Raw genomic sequence first — 19568 nt, 5'->3', positions numbered from 1 at the left:
ACACCAAGCAGGACTGAAACAATACTCAGACTTGTGCTCGTTTCTCGTCAGCCATATTTCACTCGTTCGCGAAAGTTTGATTCGAGTGCCGATAATTCGTTGCGTACACTTCATATGCTTGACAAGTGTGGACAGCTTACTGCAGGACAAATTGCCGAAAAGCTTGAGGTGACTCCTGCAAGTGTGACACAGCTTATCAAAAAGCTAGAGTACGCAGGTACAGCAGAAAGAATCAAGTCTGAAGAAGATTATCGAGTTACTCTTGTGCGGCTGACTGACAGGGGAAAAAATCTGCTTCAGACACGTGCTGCACTTATCGAGCAAGTTCAGACAGAGCTTTTTGACGGTTTCTCAGATGACGATATCCATCAGCTATCTAGCTATCTTGATCAAATTATTGAAAATGTAAAAGCTAAAGATTTTCGTCAGCACGTGACACAAATTCTTGGACCAGACGTGGAATGGAACGACTTTGACACTATGGACAAGCGTTTGAGAGAAGTAGACAATGCGATGAAGAGTTCAGCTATAAAAAGTGAAGGAAAAACTTTTACTCAAGTTTTTGCCGACGCACATCAACGCTGGGTTCGTCAGTCCCATCATCTTGAGGACAAACAAGAGAAAAACACGAAAAACAGGAAGGCGACACATGCTTAAATTGTGGCGTAATTATTTAGGAAGGCATGTAGGTCAGGTGACTTTTCTCTTCCTGATTCAAGTATGTCAAACCATTTTGAACTTGTATCTGCCAAATCTTCAGGCAGACATCATCAATGACGGGGTAACAGCTGGAGATGCCGATAAGGTGTGGAACATCGGCTGGACTATGATGGCAGTAGCAGCAGGGCAGATTGTGCTCAACATCATCGCTGTATACTTCTCCACGCGCATCGCTATGCGACTAGGCTACGAAGTGCGCAAGGACTACTTTGCAAATGTAGAGACACTGTCACTTCAGGAAATTGAGACTTTTTCTGCAGGGTCGCTCATTACTCGTGCAACGAATGATGTTCAGCAAGTACAGCAGGCGACAATGCAAGCGCTACTCATTATGCTGCAGGCGCCAATTATGCTCGTCGGTGGTATCATCATGGCTGCTCAGCAAGATGGTCCACTTACATGGGCTATCGCTATCATCATCCCTATCATTCTCATCGTCATGGGAGTGATAATGGGCAATCTTGGCCCACTTTTCTCGCGACTTCAGACCAAGTTGGACGCTATCAATCGTTCCATTCGAGAGCAGATTAGCGGTATTCGCGTTATCCGCGCGTTTGTACGTGAGGATACCGAACGTCGACGTTTTGACGAGACTAACAACGATGTATTCCGTGTACTTTTGAGTATCGGCCGCTGGATGGGCGCCATGATCCCGACCATGTTCTTTATCATCAACCTTTCTACCGTTGCAATTCAATGGTTTGGCGGACATCGTATCGAGTCAGGAGAGATGGGCATCGGTTCTCTGCAAGCATTCATTCAGTACCTCATGATTATCATGATGGGTGTTGGTATGACTGCGATGATGTCCGTAATGCTTCCTCGCGCAGCTGTGGCAGCACGTCGTATTAATGAAGTTTTGGAAGCTGAGAGCTCTATCACTGCTCCAAAAAATCCTTTTACCAATCCATCTGCTCACGGTACTATTGAATTCAAGCATGTCGGCTTCTCATATCCTGGTGCAGATGACCCTGTATTAAGCGATATTTCCTTTACTGCTGAGCCAGGTACAACGACAGCGTTTATCGGCGCGACAGGTTCAGGTAAATCGACAATTATTCGTTTAGCTTCGCGTATGTTTGACGTCACTGAAGGCGAGATTCTCGTCGATGGACATAATGTCAAAGAGTATGATCCAGCTCAGCTCGCAACTCTCTTTGGCGCCGTCCCACAGAAAGCAGTTCTTTTCCAAGGAACTATCCGCTCGAATCTCAAATATGGAAATCCTCAGGCGAGCGATGAGCAGCTTTGGGAAGCATTGCGTATCGCGCAGGCAGAAGATTTTGTCCGCGAAATTCCAGAAGGTCTTGACGCTCACGTGGCGCAAGGTGGTACAAACTTCTCCGGCGGTCAAAAGCAGCGTCTGTGCATTGCGCGAGCTGTCGTGCGTAGACCGCTAATCTATAGTTTCGATGATTCGTTCTCTGCACTGGATATGGCAACGGACCGCAAAGTGCGTGAGGCGCTTGAACCAATCACTCGCAACGCGACCCAACTTCTCGTCGCACAACGCGCATCTTCCATTCGTGACGCCCATAAAATTATCGTTCTTGACGATGGAAAAATAGTGGGAGAAGGCACGCACGAAGAGCTTATGGCGCAGTGTGATACTTATCGTGAAATCGTGGAGTCCCAAGGCGGGCAAGGTCCTGATATTGAAGAATTAAGCATTGAGGAGGAGGCATAACCATGGCAGAAAATCACACTTCTCCGACGGCAAGACCAATAGCAAAGAAGGGAAGCCGTCGTCATACGCTTGCACGTCTCATTGGGTACCTTATGCGTGATACATGGCAGATGATAGTCATGATTCTTTCGGGACTTATCGGCGTAGCGCTACTCGTCGTTGCTCCTAAAGTCATGGCACGAGGTACCGATGTACTCTTCACGGGTATTTTAGGCAAGCTTTTGGGCAATCTTGCTACAAAGATGCATTTGTCTGATGGTGTCACTACTGAGCAAGTCGTAGACATGATGAAGAAAGCAGGACAAGACAAGGTAGCATCCATGGTGTCCAACTATAACGTCAAAGTTGGCGTTGGAGTCGATTGGAATGCGTTCCTCAAGATTATGCTCATGACCGTGGGTATCTACGTCGTCGCTATGGCCTTCCGCTATCTTCAAACTTTTGTCATGGCAGGTATTACGTCTCGTACCGTTTATCGAATGCGCGATGAAATCGAAACAAAGATTGACAGATTGCCGCTGAGCTACTTTGACCGCGTGCCACGCGGTGAAGTGATGAGCCGCACCACGAATGATGTCGACAATATTCAGCAGTCCTTGCAGCAGATGCTTGCAGAGTTCTTCTTCTCTGTTTTCCAGTTCATAGCAACTGTTGGCATGATGATTTCTATTTCTCCAATGTTGACCTTGATTGCAATGATTGTTATTCCTGTGCTCCTTATCATTGTGGGTGGGATTTTGAAACTGACACAGCCTCAATTCGTCAAGCAGTGGGAGAATACAGGTAAGGTCAATTCTCACGTAGAAGAAATGTTCTCAGGGCACATGATTGTACGTGCGTATGGTCAAGAAGCATTCGTTGAGAAGCAGTTTGATGAATACAACGAGAGCCTCTATAAAGCAAGCTGGGGAGCATCATTCTTATCGTCGATGATGAATCCGCTAACAACTTTCGCCGGGAATGTTTCTTTCGTTATTGTGGCTATCTTTGGTGGTTTGCGTGTGATTAACGGTCAGATTACCTTGGGAGATTTGCAGGCGTTCTCTCAGTACTCCCGACAGTCCACACAGCCTCTCGGTCAGTTAGCTACGATGGGCTCAACCTTGCAGTCTGCCCTTGCATCTGCACAACGCATCTTTGAATTCCTTGATGAGGAAGAAGAAAAACAAGAGGATAAGAACACTCCAACTCTTGCTTCTCGTGTTACCGACAGAGGTGGCGTTCAGGGTCATGTCGAGTTCGACCATGTGAAGTTCTCTTATGTCCCAGACAAGCCACTTATCACTGATTTGTCTATGGAAGCTAAGCCAGGTCAGACCATCGCTATCGTTGGCCCAACGGGCGCGGGTAAGACAACTTTGGTGAACTTGCTTATGCGCTTCTATGAGATTAACGACGGTCACATTCGCCTTGATGGCGTTGATGTTTCTGAACTCACGCGTCAGGATTTGCGCAGTCACTTCGGCATGGTTCTTCAGGATACGTGGCTGTTTGAAGGCACTATTCGGGATAACCTCTTCTACGGCGTTCACGATAAGTCTCACATCAGCGAAGAGCGTATGCTCGAAGCAGCAAAAGCGACTCACGTCGATGAGTTTGTGCGACGTCTGCCACACGGATATGACACCGTCTTGGATGACGACACTACAGAGATGTCGCAAGGTGAGAAGCAACTTCTCACTATTTGCCGCGCTTACTTGTCTGATCCAGATATCTTGATTTTGGATGAGGCTACCAGTTCGGTGGATACTCGCACGGAGATGAAGGTTCAGCATGCGATGAATACTCTGCGCACTGGTCGTACAGCATTCGTCATTGCTCATCGCTTATCCACTATCCGTGATGCAGACATCATCTTGGTTGTTAACCATGGAAATATCGTTGAACAAGGTAACCACGATGAGTTGCTCGCTCTTGGAGGCGCGTATGCTAACCTCTACAATTCGCAATTCGCTGGTAAGAACGAGGATAACTAAATAAAGGTGCTGCGATGATTGTGAGGTAAAGCGCATATTGTTATGAACTGCTCCGTAATCTTTGGACTATGAATAATAGTTCCTATGGGTTGCGGGGCAGTTTATTTTTTGACGGACATCTTACTATGTGATTTTGAAATGGATTCTTTCCGCAATCAATAGAACATTAATATAACAAGGGATAAGTTCGCGTAATTGATGGAGACAAATAATTGATGAAAACACTCAAAGTTGTAGTTGAAAAATGGAATCCGAGGTGGAAAGAGGAATTCTTAAAGATTGTGGACTCATTGGGAGACGAGATTATTCTCAATTCAATCACTATTGAACATGTCGGTAGCACATCAGTGGAAGGGCTATCAGCGAAACCGATTATTGATCTCGACATTGTCATTCGCAATGATAAATTTACACTGATGAAGCAACTACTTGAAGAGAGAGGGTATAAGTATGAGGGAAATTTGGGCATTCAAGGCAGAGAAGCTTTCTCCTACAATAATAAAAATGATTTAATGACGCATCATTTATATGTATGCCCTCAAGACTCCGAGGAATTACTGAGACATATTACCTTTAGGGATTATCTGCGCGGTCATCCTGCTTTTATCCTCGAGTATTCGCAAGTAAAGGAGAAAGCAGCGGCGCTTTATCCTGATGACATAGATAAGTATATGGAGTACAAGTCTGGATGCATCGAAAAGGGGTATAAAGAATGCGGACTGTTATAAATGGTAATTTTTCTCTGTGATAGAAAAGTCTTATCAGAGGCAAAACTAATTACTTATTTATTCTTTTCGCTACAATATCTCCTATGAGCATCAAGCGTGGACCACTAACTGCAGGTGAAAAAGTACAGCTGACAGACCGTAAAGGACATATGCTAACTTTTCAGCTCGTGTCAGGCGGATCTACAGATACTCAGCATGGCCAGATACTTCATGACTCAATTATTGGCCAATCTGAAGGTCGAGTCATTGAAACTATAGCAGGCACATCGCGCAAAGATGTAGATAGCTCACACCGTCCAGGTAAGCCGTGGAAATCCAGCCGACGCATTGGTGGTTGGCAGTATACAGTGTTACGACCTCGTTTGGCTGACTATGTGCTCTCCATGCCTCGTGGTGCGCAGATTATGTATCCTAAAGACATCGCAACCGTTATCGAGCTGGGAGATATTCGTCCGGGTATGCGAGTGCTCGAGTCCGGTGGCGGCTCTGGCGCTATGGGGATTCACCTTTTAGAGGCCGTGGGGGAGAGCGGAGAGCTCACGACTATTGAGATGCGCTCCGACTTTGCACGTATTTGTGAAGCAAATGCTACTCTTTTTTATGGTGAACGCCCGCAATGGTGGCGCATCATTGCGGGAGATTTTGATTCTCAAGCACCGCAGCTTCAGGATAATTACTTTGACCGGATCGTGCTTGACCAGCTTGATCCGTGGAACCGTGTCGATGAAGTGCACCGTCTCATTGCTCCAGGTGGAGTTCTCACATGCTATGTAACGACGACCACACAGCTCAGCAGGCTCGTCGAGCATCTTGAACAGTCTGGACAATGGACTGTGCCACATGTGCAGGAGAGCTTAGAGCGAAATTGGAAAGTGGATGGGCTTGCAGTGCGTCCTGAGCATTCCATGATTGGGCACACAGGATTTTTGGTATTCGCTCGCGCTATGGCAGACGGATTTACCGCACTGAAAAAACGCGACAGACCTAATAAAGATACGACTACAGATATTGATGAAGCAGGGATTAATGTTTCCGAGCTTGAACTGCGCGATATGTCAGATAAGAAATTGCGTAAGGTCTTACGCGATTTAGATACGCAAATACGCACGCTGGTAGGATAGAACCATGTCTGTGAACCTAACAAAAGTTGCCAAAGTAGCGCGAAAGTATGAGTACGTACTTATACTCATGCGCCATGCGAAGACTGAGAAAAATGCTGATGATGACGAACATCGTGAGCTCACTGACAAGGGTCGCAAGCAGGCGAAGAAAGTAGCTAAAGCGCTCGATGGGATGGGCATGGTTCCAGACGTTCTTGCGGTATCGGGTGCAAAGCGTGCGAGGCAAACGGCTGACCGCCTTCTTAAAATTTTCGGGGATAAACCAGAAGTCACATATCACAAGAGACTCTACACTGATGGTATGTCGGAGGTTTCCCAGATTTTCAGCAACCTGAAGAAAAAGAAAAAAATAGTCATGATTGTGGGACATGAGCCGACAATGAGCGAAGCTGCTCAGTGGTGGTCACATGCCAATGCACAAGATTCAGCTTTCGACATGCTACAGCTAGGATTATCTCCTGCATCATGTGTCATCCTTGCTGCTCATAAGCCTTTTAACCAGTGGGACTTGCATGAAGCAGACGTGCTTGCAGTTGTGACTGTGAAGGACTGTGATTAATTATGGCTGAGTTTTCCTTGACCTCTTCATCGCTGATACGTATCGGGTTTAATTCCGCAGAACAGGCGATGAAAGATTTAAAAGCACTAGACGACTTGAGAACAGCTGTGCTCGGTCAAGGATGCACTTCTTCGTGGACACTCGATGACGTCCTCAACGCGTGTAAGAAAGTCGACGATCCGGACACTGCAGTGTGGCATGTCGCTGATATCGCAAGAAATTTGAGTGAATCAAACGGTAAAACTGCTATTTCGTTGTGCAAGCTCTTCTATGATGCTTTGCCATCTGAGATTTCACGACTTTTATCCATTTGCGGTTCTTCCGACAGACTTGGACGTATGATATGTGCCGATATGCAGCTTCTTCCTGACGCCCTGCGTGGAGACGATGTCCACAACGATGAGATAGCTAACAGCGACACGCATTCTCTAACGTTTGAAAAACAAGTTTATGAGCTGCGGCTGTGGTACTGGAAAAATCTTCTTCATATCGTTGGTGATGACGTCACGTCAGATAATCCTTTAGACGTTCAACCTCACATTTCTCAACGTTTAAGTACGCTCATCGACACGGCACTTCGTAAAGCACTTGAAATTGCACAAAATACAGTTGATAGCGGTACGACTGTTAAGTTTGCGATTTTTGGCATGGGTAAACTTGGCGCTCAGGAAATTAACTATATCTCTGACGTTGACCTCGTATACGTCGTCGATAAGACTCCAGATTTTACTGGCGACCTCACACAGATAGGCTCCCACGTCGCCTCAACCTTACAATCTGTGTGTAGCGCAATTCTTCCAGACGTTACTCTTGCGCCATTGTGGGAAATTGACACTGCGCTTCGTCCGGAGGGTAAAGCTGGTCCTCTGGTGCGAACAGTAGAGTCGTATGCATCATACTATGCACATTGGGCGGAAAATTGGGAATTCCAAGCACTTCTCAAGGCACGCTTTGTAGCGGGAGATGCTGATGTGGCACACGACTTTCTCAACCTCATTACGCCGCTTATCTGGTCGGCATCTTCACGCAAAAATTTTGTCTATGACTGCCGTTCTATGCGTAAGCGTGTAGAAGACTTGATTCCTCTCGACCAGAAAGATCGCGAAATAAAGCTTGGAAAAGGAGGATTAAGAGACGTCGAATTTACTGTCCAGATGCTCCAACTCGTTCACGGACGGACCGATGAGACTCTACGCACCAAGTCTACGCTAGACTCGCTCGCCCTTTTATCACAAGGTGGATACGTCAGCCGTAGCCAAGCTCGCGACTTGTCTGAAGACTACCGTTTCCTCCGTGTACTCGAGCATCGTCAACAGTTGTGGAATATGCGTCGAACACATTTATTCCCTAAAATTTCTACTTCTGCTCGTGACACCTTTTCTCACGCGCAACGTGTCACTGACCTTGATGTAGAAAGCAATCGCGATATACGTCGGTTGGCACGTGCAGTTCATATGACACCAGCGCAGCTTGTCAACCATTTCGATGATGTGCGTGTACAAGTGCGTCAGCTGCATATGGACATCTACTATCGTCCGATGCTGCCAAATCTGTCTCAACTTTCTGACGACGTCATAACATTATCGGAGAAAGCTACACGCGAGCGTTTCGAATCCGTGGGCTTTGCAGACCCAGATACCGCTATGCGACATGTTCACCAGCTCACTGCTGGCGTGAGTCGTTCAAGCCGCATCAATCGTATTTTGCTTCCAACGATTTTACTGTGGCTAGGTAACGGCCAAAATCCTGATATGGGACTTATGATGTGGCGCAGATGGGTAGAAGCGTTCGGCGGTTCGGGGCCTTACCTTGGTTTTTTGAGGGATTCGCCGACAGCCTTGCAACGTATGTGTCATGTCTTATCAAATTCACGTTTCTTGGGAGATGCTTTACTGAAATCCTCAGAATCTACGACATGGCTTGGCGATGATGATTCGCTTCAACCACGAAGTCTTGAATCACTTCATACACGTGCGAACGTGCTCTTACACCGATTCCCTCACGCTCAAGTTGAGTTTGCAACTCTGCTGAGAGCATTGCGCCGTCGCGAGATTGAACGTATAGGGCTCGGGTGGATGAGCTCAGTTGTGTCCTCACAGGAGGCACTGACTGCTATGACACGAGTATACGACGTGCTTATTGACACCGCGCTTACTTGGGCTACAGCCAAATTATGCACTGATGATGGTATAGACTCGCCTCAAAACGCTCCTGTGCACATGGCAGTGATTGCTATGGGGAGATACGGCGGACAAGAGGTCAATTTCTCTTCTGATGCGGATCTCATGGTGGTGTATGAGGCTGCACAAGGTGTCGATGACGTCAACGCACGAAACTTTGCTCAGCGGCAAGCTGAACTGCTTCGCTCTGTACTGACAGGATTAGCGGGCACAGAGCAGCAACTTGACATTGATATGGATTTGCGGCCAGAGGGGAAGAATGGTCCTCTTGTCCGTTCTGTGCAGTCCTATCGTGAATATTATTCTTCATGGGCTGAAACATGGGAAAAACAAGCACTTTTACGTGCGCGATATGCGGCCGGCGATGCGAAGTTGGGAGAAAGATTTATAGCTGAAGTAATCAATCCAATTCGCTATTCGTCTCAGAAAATGAGTGAAGATGACATCCACAGCATACAAAGACTCAAGGCTCGTATGGAAGCAGAGCGACTCCCACGTGGCGTGCGCTATGACCGGCATATCAAACTTGGTCGTGGAGGTCTATCTGATGTTGAGTGGACTATCCAGCTGCTCCAACTTGAGCATGCTCATGAATGGGAGGACGTTCGCACTACTCGTACATTAGATGCGCTTGATGCACTTAAATCTCATGGTGCAATTTCTCCTGACGACGCCACGACGTTGCAGCACTGCTGGACGTTGTGTACTGACATGCGCAATGCAAATTTCTTGTGGAACGGTCGTACACGTCAGGCAGATATCATTCCAGATGATTCTTTTGATATGGGAGGATTATCCGCCTGCCTAGGCTTTGGTGCACATCGCGGACAGCAGTTTATGGATGAAGTCTTGTCAGCGATGCGCAAGTGCCGGGATGTGACAAATCGCCTTTTCTATGGACGACAGGCGTCGCACGTGGCATAACCCGTAATAGAGGATGCTGTGCCATTACTGCACAGAGTCAGACTGCATGATAAAGACGTTGTGTCGCATACGGCGTGCTTGGTCGTGCGTAATTTCGTTCGCCTCAGCCATTTTTCGTATAGTTTCGAGCTCAATGGAGTACGCTTGCGCTAAGACGTCGTTAAATTGGACGGGTACCTGCTCTGGGGAAGAAATATAAGGATTTGCCATGTGCGGTGCTTGCAGACCGCGCAGAAAGGTCCTCAGCTCGCCGATAATAGTCGAACCGATGACTGGCGGAACTTGCCGATAATTAATAAGCGTAAATTCATGATGAATCGCATCTTGCAACATGTGAATCTGGATACTCGTCACAAGAGAGCGGCGATAGTCAATATCCTCACTGCCTGTCGTTGCTTCTACTGTTCTATTCCACATAAATCGGATAGTTGCGCGGACTGAACGAACCCAAATTGTCATCTTTAAGCGAATAAAGTATAAACGCGTGCGAAGGCGATTGCGCCAATTTGATTCGTTGAAAGTTAAGGAGTACTCGATAGGGGCTAAGAGGCGCTGACATGCATCAGTGCAGTCGAGATGATTACGCATATAATTTTGTAACCATAGTGATTGCCATTGGCGAATTTCAAGGCGAGCATCATGCAGAGCAGCCATTTCTTCAGGAGACATGACATTACCTCGCTGACGCGCTATACGTGAATTGTATGAACGCATAACAGCTTCAACAGCAAAATGCTGCTGAGGATTATCCATACGTGAGATAGCAACTAAAGTACGGTTGAGCATCTCCAAGTTTGCGAGCGCGAACTTATGTCCGTCTTTATCTCCCTGCTTCGGAGAGAGAATCGGAACCACAATATTCGCTAAGAGAAGTGAGATGAGAGTATAGAATGCGGCGATAAAAAGCAGAGCAGTTCGCACGGGGTAGTTTGTCATGGTGTCGACTTGAGAAGGAATACTGAAAGCAAGCACGAGCGAGATGGTTCCTTTGGCACCGCCGAAGGTCATGACTGCTGCCGAATGCCAGCGCTCTGGCGTCATCTTTCGACGTAACCCCGTGTCTTCTGCCTTTGCTACACGCAGCATTGCGCTAATCCACAAGAAACGTACGAGGAGCAACATTAAGGTCAGGAGCACGGCGAGTCCTATAGCTACCCAAATGTTAATGCGTGGATTGATAATACTGCTTTTCATCGCGAGTGGAAGCTCAATCCCAAGAAGGACAAATACAGAACCGTTGAGAACGAAAGTAAAAACATCCCAAACTGCGCTCGATACTCGATTAACTTCTGCAAGATCTTCACCAACTCCAATGCGATGATATACCGCCATAATGCCCGCCATGACGACTGCAATAACACCTGAGACATGCAATTCTTCTCCAAGCCAGTAGACGGCGAAGGGGAAGACGAGCTCGATGAGGATGCGGTTTGTCGTTGTTTCGAGCCGTGCCCTACGAAGCCACATGATGAGTTTGTTAAGGATAAATCCCATAAGAGCGCCGATAAGAGCCGCTCCAATGAAACTATAAAGGACATTAAGTGTAAACTGGCGTGGCGAGAAGTAGCCGGTTAAGAGTGCTGTCAGAGCAAATTGAAAGCTCACAATCGATGCAGCATCATTAAAGAGACTTTCTGTAGAGAGAACATTCATTTGCCGCTGAGTGAGTTTTGCTTCATTACCGAGCTGCGCGACAGATACTGCATCTGTCGGCCCCAGTGCCGCTCCGAGCAAAAATCCTGCTGCAAGAGGAATCGCTGAGAAGAGAAGGTGAACGGATACTCCTGTGATGAATACCGATAAAAGCACAAGTCCAACGGCTAAAGAGATACTTAGGTACAGCGTGCGTTTCATCCCTGAGCGAGAAAGGTGAAGAGCCTCAAAAAAGAGCAGAGGAGCGATGAAAAGAATGAGGAATAAATCAGAGTCGATGTTCAGCAAAGGCAGTCCCGGTGTAAAGAACCATACAACGCCTAGAACTATTTGGACGAGAGGCATCGACACACGCGGAATATAGGGGCTTAAAAGCGAAGAGATAATGACCGCAACGCCAATTTCAAGGATGAGTAGCAAAGATCCCATAACGAGCTCACTCTCTCTGTCTGTAAGCTACAGTGTGAACAATACTTTCCATAATAAGAGAATATCCGCCACACTTACATCTGTGATGTCGCAAATTTGCTTTAGTCTGAAAAAGGTCACAGCAATAGCAGTGTCCTTCGTCACATGTGATTTAGGAAGGCGTGCGAATGTCTGCACATACAACAGCGCCACTTGTCGGCAAAAGTGTTGTTACTCTTGATGATTTAGAGATTTCCCAGATTCAAGATTTGCTTGGTAAAGCACGATATATTGACTCCCATCGTAAGCAAGTGGCTCACACATGTGACGGACGTGTGTTAGCCACTTTATTTTATGAACCATCTACCCGTACACGCCTGAGTTTCGAGACGGCAATGTTACGCCTAGGAGGTCAGGTCATTGGCTTCGCTGGAGCGAATCAATCGTCAGCTTCTAAGGGAGAAACTATAGCCGATACGATGAAAACTGTGTCAAACTATGTCGATGTCGTCGCGATGCGCCATCCTAAAGAAGGCGCTGCACTTGTTGCTTCTCATGCTGGGTCAGTACCTGTCATCAATGCTGGTGATGGTGGACATATGCATCCGACACAGACTCTCGCTGATTTGGCGACGATTTATAGCCGTTTCGGTCGTATCACGCATTTGACCGTAGGCCTATGCGGAGATTTGACCTTCGGACGTACGGTCCATTCTCTTATTGAGACCTTGTGCCGTTTCGGCAATGTGAATTTTGTCTTAATATCCCCGCATGAGTTAAAGACGCCACAATATGTGCTTGATCGTATCAATGACTCTCCAACGTGCTCATACATTGAGGTATGTGACATGACGGAAGTTATCGGTGATCTTGACGTCCTCTATATGACCCGTGTACAGCAGGAGCGTTTCTTTAACGAAGATGACTACTTGCGTCTGCGTGACGTCTACATTTTAGATCAGGAAAAGCTCGATATGGGCAAAGAAAATCTTGCAGTGCTTCACCCACTGCCACGCGTAAATGAGATAGCTTTCGATATCGACAATGATCCACGAGCGGCATACTTCGAGCAAGTCAAAAATGGAATGCTTGTACGCATGGCACTCGAAAGCTCCGTGCTCGGCGATGAACTTCCAGGATACGCTGAATCACGCAATGAGGAGGTCTTAGCATAATGCAGGTCACAAGTATTACAGATGGCATCATCATCGACCACGTACCAGCAGGGCATGCGCTCAAAGCCTTGAAACTTTTGGGAATTGATCCTCGTCACACCCGTCTTGCTCTTATCATGAATACCGACTCTCACACTTTAGGAACGAAAGATATCGTCAAAATTGAGAGTGAAATCGAAATTGATTTGAATGTGCTTGCTCTTGTTGCCCCTGGTGCGACGGTAAATATTGTACGCAATGGTTCTATCGTATCTAAGACGACGCCCCAGCTGCCTGAACACGTAACGAATGTCATTACTTGTGTGAATCCTCGTTGTGTGACCACAGTAGAACGTGGTCTTAAGCAGCAATTCCACATGGTGCGCTCGCACGACGATGAACGTGGTGTGCAGTACCGTTGTGATTATTGTGATGAAGAAGCTCAGCTGTAAGGACATACTATGACCACAATTCTTCAAGGTATTCGTATATGGAACACCGGAGAGCAAATTACAGTACGATTGCCCGATGGCTTAGACGACTCTGCTGTCAATTCATCTCATACATCAGCAGAGCAGCTGGATTATATCCGCATTATTGATGCGAGTTCATGGATTATTGCACCTGGACTTGCTGACCCCCACGTGCATTTCCGAGATCCCGGTCAGACAGATAAAGAGACAATGGCAACGGGATGCGCCGCCGCGGCAGCTGGCGGATATACGAATGTGCTCATCATGCCAAATACAATTCCTGCAATGGATGGACAGAGTACTAACGGGGCAAATGCTCTTGAGGATTTAGAGCATCGAACTGGTCTTCCTGTAAGGTATTCTCTCTGCGTAAGCGCGTCAAAAGATCGTAGCGGCATCGAAGCAAGTGATATCAATGATTGGAAACATACCCTAGCGGACGGCTCTTCTCACTTTGAGCATCCAGTCATCGCCATTTCTGATGATGGTAGTGCCGTCAGCGATGTAACTTTAGACACTGTCATCCAGAATGCTCTTGAAGCGGATATTCCTTTTATAGATCATTGTGAACACCATGACACAGGCGTGATGAATGAAGGCGATATTTCTCGCAAGCTTGGTCTACCGGGAATTCCAGCTGAGACAGAATTACGTATCGTCGAGAGAGATATTAAGAAAGCTCGCACAACGGGCGTCCATCTGCATCTCCAACATGTCTCCACTGCCGCTGCTTTTGACGCTATCCGCGCAGCAAAAGCTGAAGGTGTCCCAGTGACTTGTGAAACTGCGCCACACTATATGGCTCTCAACGATTCTGCAGTTGCTAAGTACGGCACTTACGCAAAAATGAATCCGCCACTGCGAAGCGAAAACGACAGGCTCGCTACATTAGAAGCTATTTGTGACGGTACAGTAGACATGATTGCGACAGATCATGCACCTCACACAACAGAAGAAAAAGGCAATGGTGCACTCGACGCCATGCTCACTGCCCCAAATGGCATCATTGGACTCGAGACAGCCTATCCTGTCGTACGTCAAACACTCGTAGAGACCGGCTATATTGATGATGAAAGACTCATTGAACTGATGAGTGTAGAGCCAAATAAACTCATGGGCGCCGAAGTTTTCGATATATCTGCGTACGCCGCATCTCATCATGGAGAGATAGATTTTTCTTCTCCTGAAATAAAGAAACTTGCGACCTCGCATCTTTCTGTGACATCAGACTCTAGGCCTCACCCTGATGTCGTCATCCTCGCGCCACATGAACAGTGGACTATCGATGCATCGAATTTTGTATCAAAGGCTCGTAATACACCATTTAATGGGTGGAATGTCACAGGAAGGGTAGTAGCTACTATATGCAATGCCACGACTACTTTCCAACGTTTTAATGACTATGCTCACCTAGCCAGTACTCCCGACGTCCGCTGACACAGATTATTCATATGAATATAAATTTATGAATACGAATCAAAGTTCATGTTGAAGAAGAGCTAAAGGATAAAGGATATATGCGTGTACTTATCAACGCGATACAGCGGACTGGAAATCCCAGTGTTATAGGACTCGACCCTAGACCAGAACTGCTTCCAAGCATTCTCCTCGAGGGGGCGCAAACTCCTCGCGATGTGGCGGATGCTTATTTTGCATTCAACACTGCCGTTATTGATGCGCTTTACGATATTATCCCAGCAGTAAAGCCGCAGATTGCTATGTACGAAGCATTAGGCATAGCAGGAATCGAAACTTTTATAAAAACCAATGAATACGCTCAGTCTCGTGGTCTCTATGTTCTCGCTGACATCAAACGCGGAGATATCGGTTCCACAGCGGCATCTTACGCTTCTCACCTGTGCGGAACTCCGCAGATAGAGGGAATGCCACGTTTCGATGTATGGCATGAGGATGCAGTAACCGTGAATCCCTATCTCGGCTCTGACGGTATTGCGCCATTTGTCACTGCAGCGGTTGCAACGAATAAGGATATCTTTGTTCTTGCAAAAACGTCTAATCCAAGTAGTTCAGAGCTTCAAGACCTCGTCATAGACGGTAGCATTCCTCATGAAACAGTCGCCGAACATGTAGCCGGTCTTCTTGAGGAATGGGGAGAATCGACCCGTGACAAAGAAACCGGATATTCACATGTAGGCGCAGTTGTCGGTGCGACTCACCCAGTAGAGGGGACAAAACTACGAAAGCTTATGCCGCATACTTTCTTCCTCGTACCCGGCTACGGCGCCCAAGGCGGCACTGGCGCAGATCTTGCAGGACTCTTTGATAGCAATGGTCTCGGTGCATTAGTGAATTCATCGCGTGGCATCATAGGAGCATGGAAAAAGGCAGCTGAAATACCCGAGTTCGCTACTCGTGAAGATGCTTTAGCCTTCGTAGCGCGCTCTGCGAGAAAGGCAGCGCTCGCAATGAAAGACGACATTTCACAGGCGATTGCTCAATAAGCGATAATTGTGTGAGAAAGGATATCATGACTACCGCCACATTTTTGAAGACGAATCCTGATGGCAGGGTTTATATGCCAAGCCGTCGCACAGTTCTCATTACTGAGCATACTTTGCTGACACCAGATATCGTCCGCTTGACCGTTCGCGATGAGTATATAGCGGCGCATGCTCACGCAGGACAATTCGCAAATCTGTATAGTAAAAACAGTCAGCACCTATCACCTCGTCCATTTGGTGTAGCGGAAGTGAGTGGCGACGAAGTCACCTTCATTTTCGCCGTTGTAGGCAAGGGGACTGCCGAATTCCGTGATATGAAAGCAGGGGACTCTATCGACATTTTGGGGCCACTCGGTAAGCCGTTTGATTTGACACACTCAGGACGCTATCTTCTCATAGCTGGTGGGCTTGGTATTCCACCAATTCTTCGCGCAGCTCAGGAACTTTCAGCTCGCGACGATGCACAAGCTACTGCGCTATTCGGTTACCGTGATGAGCAGTTTGCCAATGTTTTCATTGATCATTACTGCGGTGGCGTACGCACCATTGACAATGCCCATGGAAACGTTATCAATCTCCTTGAGAATTGGAAAAATGAGCAGGGAAACGATACTGATTTTTCCGATGTAACGATTTTAAGCTGTGGACCTCTTCCTATGATGAAAGCAGTTGCAAGCTGGTCTACATGCTATAACATGACGACTCAGCTGAGTTTGGAAGAACGTATGGGATGCGGCTACGGTACGTGTGTTGTGTGTGTTACGCCTACAATCGATGGTTATAAGAAAGTGTGCCATGACGGTCCAGTATTCACCCGCGAAGAGTTGGGATGGAAGTAATGTTTGATTCTACGAAGCCATATGAATTTAAGCATAGCACCATCGTGGCAGGAGTGCCATGGAAGAGTCCGATTGGAGCAGCATCTGGCACGTATAATTTCGAAGCGTGCTCGGTCTTTTACAATCCTGCGACGATAGGTGCAGTCTCTACAAAAGGCGTTTCACCTGTGCCATGGAGCGGTAATCCTGCCCCTCGCACTGCTGAAACTCCTGCGGGCACAGTAAACTCAGTCGGTTTGCAAAATCCTGGTGTGGATCACTATCTCGAAGATGATCTTCCCCGTTTGAAAGCAATGGGGGCAACGGTCGTATCCAACGTCGCTGGTCACAGCGATGACGATTATGCACAGGTCGTCGAAAAACTTGCACAATCGCAGGCCGATATGCTCGAAATCAATGTCAGCTGCCCCAATGTAGCATCAGGCACTTCAGTAGGATCCGATCCTGTAGCTCTGGCACGTCTTATGAAACGACTACGCCCATTGACAGACAAGCCGCTTATCGTTAAGCTCACTCCGAATGTGACTGATATCGTCTCGATAGCACGTGCTGCTATCGAAAACGGAGCAGATGCCATCTCTATGATCAATACCTTCGTTGGTATGCGTATCGATACCCGTACAGGTAAGCCTATCTTGGCAAATGTGACCGGTGGCGTATCTGGTCCAGCTGTGCATCCTATGGCCGTAGCTTTGGTCTACAAAGTACGCCAAGCATTCCCGCATTTCCCTATTATTGCTATGGGGGGCACGATGACAGGGGAGGATGCGTTAGAGTTTCTCTATGCTGGCGCTAACGCCGTAGAAGTTGGCTCTGCTGCCTTGATTGACCCTGCAGCCCCAGTACGTATAGCAGTGGAGTTGGAATCATTGCTTGATGAGCGTCCAGAACTTGCTACGGCACTGCGTAGCGGCAAAAATTGGATTGAAATTACCGCGGAAGAAAAGTAACGAAGTAAGTAAAGAAGTAAGGAATGCACATGTCAATGACAGAAGAATTTACTCAGTTTTTGCTTGAGTGCGGAGCTCTCAAATTTGGTAGCTTTACTCTGAAGTCGGGTCGCCAGTCACCTTATTTCATTAATGCTGGCTCTTTTAACGATGGACAACGTATCGCTGAACTTGGCAAGTACTACGCTGCAACTATTGAGCAGGCTCTTAGGCTCGGAAAAATCGGCGATTTTGACACCGTTTTTGGGCCTGCTTATAAGGGAATCCCGTTAGCCGTTACTACCTCGATGGCTTTGAGCACAGACTTAGGCAAGCCTGTGGGCTATACCTTTGATCGCAAGGAGAAAAAAGACCACGGCGATGGCGGCATGTTCGTGGGCACTCAGCTCATCGACGGTATGAAAGTCGTACTTGTAGATGACGTGATGACCGCTGGAACTGCTGTACGCGAAGTTATCCCGAAGCTCAAGGCTGCCGCAAATGTAGAAATCGTTGGTTTGGTTCTTTCTGTGGATCGTATGGAGAAGACTAAAGACTCCGATAAGTCTGCGGTTCAGGCTATCGAGGAGGAATTCGGTTTCCCCGTATTCGTAATCGCAAATATCCATGACATCATTGATGCAGCACGCTCTATGAAGGCTGACGATGGTTCTGCCCTGATTAGCGCTGAACTCGATACACATATCAAGGAGTATTTCGCACAGTACGGTGCGTAGTTTCTCCGTTCTCTCTTAACATATCCATAGCACACGTGCACCATGGCAGCACTTGAGATGATGAGAAGATTTACACACTAATCTTCAATCGTCTCATAGCCGTGGTTGCGTACGACCTCTTTGAGTTTTTCAAGGTAGCGTTGCGCAGACTGAGAAAGATTTGCGCGTTCATTAGTAATCCACCCGATGAGCATCTTGGCATCGGTATCAAGCGGCACAGTGACGATTTTCTCCGTGTTGAGATCTTCATTATCAATACCTGAAGAAATTGTATAGCCATTGAGACCGACGATAAAGTTTAAGTTTGTAGCACGGTCAGTGACATTAATCTGCTGAGGAGAGTAGTCAGGCCACATCGCTTCTTCAGCGAAATAAAAACTGCCCTCCTCGCCCTGCTCGAATTGGATGAACGGGTAAGGTTTCAAATCATCAAGAGTAAGCTTTTTACGGTGTGCAAGTGGATTCTGGCGAGAGATAAAGACATGAAGGTTTGCGTTGAACAGCGGATGAAATTCCAAATGCTTTTCGCGAAGAAGCTTGCTCATGACGTTCTTATTAAAATCTGACATATAGAGTATGCCAATTTCAGAGCGCATATTTGCCACCGCGTCAATAATCTCGCGAGTACGATCCTCACGGATAGAGAACTCGTACTCATCCGAATCTGAAGAGTTAATCATTTCTACAAATGCTTCGACAGCAAACATGTAATGCTGGGTAGACACCTGGCATAGCTGTTTACGTGGCTTTGTGTGCTTATAACGCTCATTCATAAGCTCGGCTTGATCTAAAATTTGGCGAGCATATTGAAGAAATTCTACGCCATCGACGGTAAGGGCAATACCCTGAGATGAGCGGGTAAAAATTTCGATACCCATTTCGCGCTCGAGCTCTTTTACCGAAGAACTCAATGCAGGCTGAGAAATATAGAGAGCGTGCGACGCCTCGTTCATAGAGCCACATTCAACTATTTTGACGATGTATTGGAGCTGAAGCAAAGTCATAGAAGTACCTCCAC

At 47.1% G+C, this 19568-nt stretch carries 16 protein-coding genes; 14 read left to right on the top strand and 2 right to left on the bottom strand.

Annotated features, from left to right (window positions below; translation table 11 throughout):
- Window positions 1-33: 33 nt before the first annotated feature.
- From ACFQY8_RS04605 to ACFQY8_RS04575, 7 genes are all read left to right on the top strand, one after another.
- Window positions 34-657, top strand: coding sequence for a MarR family winged helix-turn-helix transcriptional regulator (locus tag ACFQY8_RS04605; RefSeq protein WP_377938721.1), 624 nt, complete (start codon window positions 34-36; stop codon window positions 655-657).
- Window positions 650-2407 carry an ABC transporter ATP-binding protein gene (locus ACFQY8_RS04600; RefSeq protein WP_377938720.1) on the top strand — a complete coding sequence of 586 codons (1758 nt, stop codon included), beginning with the start codon at window positions 650-652 and terminating at the stop codon, window positions 2405-2407. Before ACFQY8_RS04605 ends, ACFQY8_RS04600 begins: the two co-directional genes overlap by 8 nt.
- Window positions 2408-2409: 2 nt before the next feature.
- Window positions 2410-4383: an ABC transporter ATP-binding protein gene (locus ACFQY8_RS04595; RefSeq protein ID WP_377938719.1), complete on the top strand. Its 1974-nt coding sequence runs from the start codon at window positions 2410-2412 to the stop codon at window positions 4381-4383.
- A 215-nt stretch (window positions 4384-4598) separates the two neighbouring features.
- Window positions 4599-5111 carry a GrpB family protein gene (locus ACFQY8_RS04590; protein ID WP_377939196.1) on the top strand — a complete coding sequence of 171 codons (513 nt, stop codon included), beginning with the start codon at window positions 4599-4601 and terminating at the stop codon, window positions 5109-5111.
- Between the two features lie 83 nt (window positions 5112-5194).
- On the top strand, window positions 5195-6232 hold the full coding sequence (locus ACFQY8_RS04585; protein ID WP_377938718.1) for a tRNA (adenine-N1)-methyltransferase: 1038 nt from the start codon (window positions 5195-5197) through the stop codon (window positions 6230-6232).
- 4 nt (window positions 6233-6236) lie between these two features.
- A complete protein-coding gene (locus tag ACFQY8_RS04580) occupies window positions 6237-6791 on the top strand; it encodes a SixA phosphatase family protein (RefSeq protein ID WP_377938717.1) in 555 nt (184 codons plus the stop codon).
- A gap of 2 nt (window positions 6792-6793) precedes the next feature.
- Complete coding sequence (locus ACFQY8_RS04575) at window positions 6794-9895, top strand: bifunctional [glutamine synthetase] adenylyltransferase/[glutamine synthetase]-adenylyl-L-tyrosine phosphorylase (protein ID WP_377938716.1); 3102 nt, start codon at window positions 6794-6796, stop codon at window positions 9893-9895.
- 24 nt (window positions 9896-9919) lie between these two features.
- On the opposite strand, the gene ACFQY8_RS04570 is transcribed toward ACFQY8_RS04575, so the two are convergent.
- Complete coding sequence (locus tag ACFQY8_RS04570) at window positions 9920-11977, bottom strand: cation:proton antiporter (protein ID WP_377938715.1); 2058 nt, start codon at window positions 11975-11977, stop codon at window positions 9920-9922.
- Window positions 11978-12144: 167 nt separating this feature from the next.
- On the opposite strand from ACFQY8_RS04570, the gene pyrB reads away from it, so the two are divergent.
- From pyrB to pyrE, 7 genes are all read left to right on the top strand, one after another.
- Window positions 12145-13131, top strand: coding sequence for an aspartate carbamoyltransferase (gene pyrB / locus ACFQY8_RS04565; RefSeq protein WP_377938714.1), 987 nt, complete (start codon window positions 12145-12147; stop codon window positions 13129-13131).
- Window positions 13131-13562: an aspartate carbamoyltransferase regulatory subunit gene (locus tag ACFQY8_RS04560; protein WP_377938713.1), complete on the top strand. Its 432-nt coding sequence runs from the start codon at window positions 13131-13133 to the stop codon at window positions 13560-13562. The genes pyrB and ACFQY8_RS04560 overlap by 1 nt, the downstream gene beginning before the upstream one ends.
- A 9-nt stretch (window positions 13563-13571) precedes the next feature.
- Window positions 13572-15020, top strand: a complete 1449-nt coding sequence (locus ACFQY8_RS04555) for an amidohydrolase family protein (RefSeq protein ID WP_377938712.1) — start codon at window positions 13572-13574, stop codon at window positions 15018-15020.
- 80 nt (window positions 15021-15100) lie between these two features.
- Window positions 15101-16045, top strand: coding sequence for an orotidine-5'-phosphate decarboxylase (gene pyrF, locus ACFQY8_RS04550; RefSeq protein ID WP_377938711.1), 945 nt, complete (start codon window positions 15101-15103; stop codon window positions 16043-16045).
- 26 nt (window positions 16046-16071) lie between these two features.
- The gene (locus tag ACFQY8_RS04545; RefSeq protein ID WP_377938710.1) at window positions 16072-16884 is read left to right on the top strand and encodes a dihydroorotate dehydrogenase electron transfer subunit; all 813 of its coding nucleotides are present in this window, start codon (window positions 16072-16074) and stop codon (window positions 16882-16884) included.
- Window positions 16884-17834, top strand: coding sequence for a dihydroorotate dehydrogenase (locus tag ACFQY8_RS04540; RefSeq protein WP_377939195.1), 951 nt, complete (start codon window positions 16884-16886; stop codon window positions 17832-17834). Before ACFQY8_RS04545 ends, ACFQY8_RS04540 begins: the two co-directional genes overlap by 1 nt.
- Window positions 17835-17857: 23 nt before the next feature.
- A complete protein-coding gene (gene pyrE / locus ACFQY8_RS04535) occupies window positions 17858-18550 on the top strand; it encodes an orotate phosphoribosyltransferase (RefSeq protein ID WP_377938709.1) in 693 nt (230 codons plus the stop codon).
- A gap of 77 nt (window positions 18551-18627) precedes the next feature.
- Here pyrE and ACFQY8_RS04530 read toward each other — a convergent pair whose 3' ends face one another.
- A complete protein-coding gene (locus ACFQY8_RS04530) occupies window positions 18628-19554 on the bottom strand; it encodes a LysR family transcriptional regulator (protein ID WP_377938708.1) in 927 nt (308 codons plus the stop codon).
- Between the last annotated feature and the right edge of the window lie 14 nt (window positions 19555-19568).

The organism is Alloscardovia venturai, assembly GCF_042676605.1.
GTDB lineage: Bacteria > Actinomycetota > Actinomycetes > Actinomycetales > Bifidobacteriaceae > Alloscardovia > Alloscardovia venturai.
Note: the sequence above shows the minus strand (reverse complement) of the source record. Positions and strands in the feature narration are given on the sequence as shown.

Coding starts and splice junctions, on each gene's coding strand:
- ACFQY8_RS04600 (WP_377938720.1), top strand. CDS start 650: ATGCTTAAATTGTGGCGTAATTATTTAGGAAGGCATGTAGGTCAGGTG.
- ACFQY8_RS04595 (WP_377938719.1), top strand. CDS start 2,410: ATGGCAGAAAATCACACTTCTCCGACGGCAAGACCAATAGCAAAGAAG.
- ACFQY8_RS04590 (WP_377939196.1), top strand. CDS start 4,599: ATGAAAACACTCAAAGTTGTAGTTGAAAAATGGAATCCGAGGTGGAAA.
- ACFQY8_RS04585 (WP_377938718.1), top strand. CDS start 5,195: ATGAGCATCAAGCGTGGACCACTAACTGCAGGTGAAAAAGTACAGCTG.
- ACFQY8_RS04580 (WP_377938717.1), top strand. CDS start 6,237: ATGTCTGTGAACCTAACAAAAGTTGCCAAAGTAGCGCGAAAGTATGAG.
- ACFQY8_RS04575 (WP_377938716.1), top strand. CDS start 6,794: ATGGCTGAGTTTTCCTTGACCTCTTCATCGCTGATACGTATCGGGTTT.
- ACFQY8_RS04570 (WP_377938715.1), bottom strand. CDS start 11,977: ATGGGATCTTTGCTACTCATCCTTGAAATTGGCGTTGCGGTCATTATC.
- pyrB (WP_377938714.1), top strand. CDS start 12,145: ATGTCTGCACATACAACAGCGCCACTTGTCGGCAAAAGTGTTGTTACT.
- ACFQY8_RS04560 (WP_377938713.1), top strand. CDS start 13,131: ATGCAGGTCACAAGTATTACAGATGGCATCATCATCGACCACGTACCA.
- ACFQY8_RS04555 (WP_377938712.1), top strand. CDS start 13,572: ATGACCACAATTCTTCAAGGTATTCGTATATGGAACACCGGAGAGCAA.
- pyrF (WP_377938711.1), top strand. CDS start 15,101: ATGCGTGTACTTATCAACGCGATACAGCGGACTGGAAATCCCAGTGTT.
- ACFQY8_RS04545 (WP_377938710.1), top strand. CDS start 16,072: ATGACTACCGCCACATTTTTGAAGACGAATCCTGATGGCAGGGTTTAT.
- ACFQY8_RS04540 (WP_377939195.1), top strand. CDS start 16,884: ATGTTTGATTCTACGAAGCCATATGAATTTAAGCATAGCACCATCGTG.
- pyrE (WP_377938709.1), top strand. CDS start 17,858: ATGCACATGTCAATGACAGAAGAATTTACTCAGTTTTTGCTTGAGTGC.
- ACFQY8_RS04530 (WP_377938708.1), bottom strand. CDS start 19,554: ATGACTTTGCTTCAGCTCCAATACATCGTCAAAATAGTTGAATGTGGC.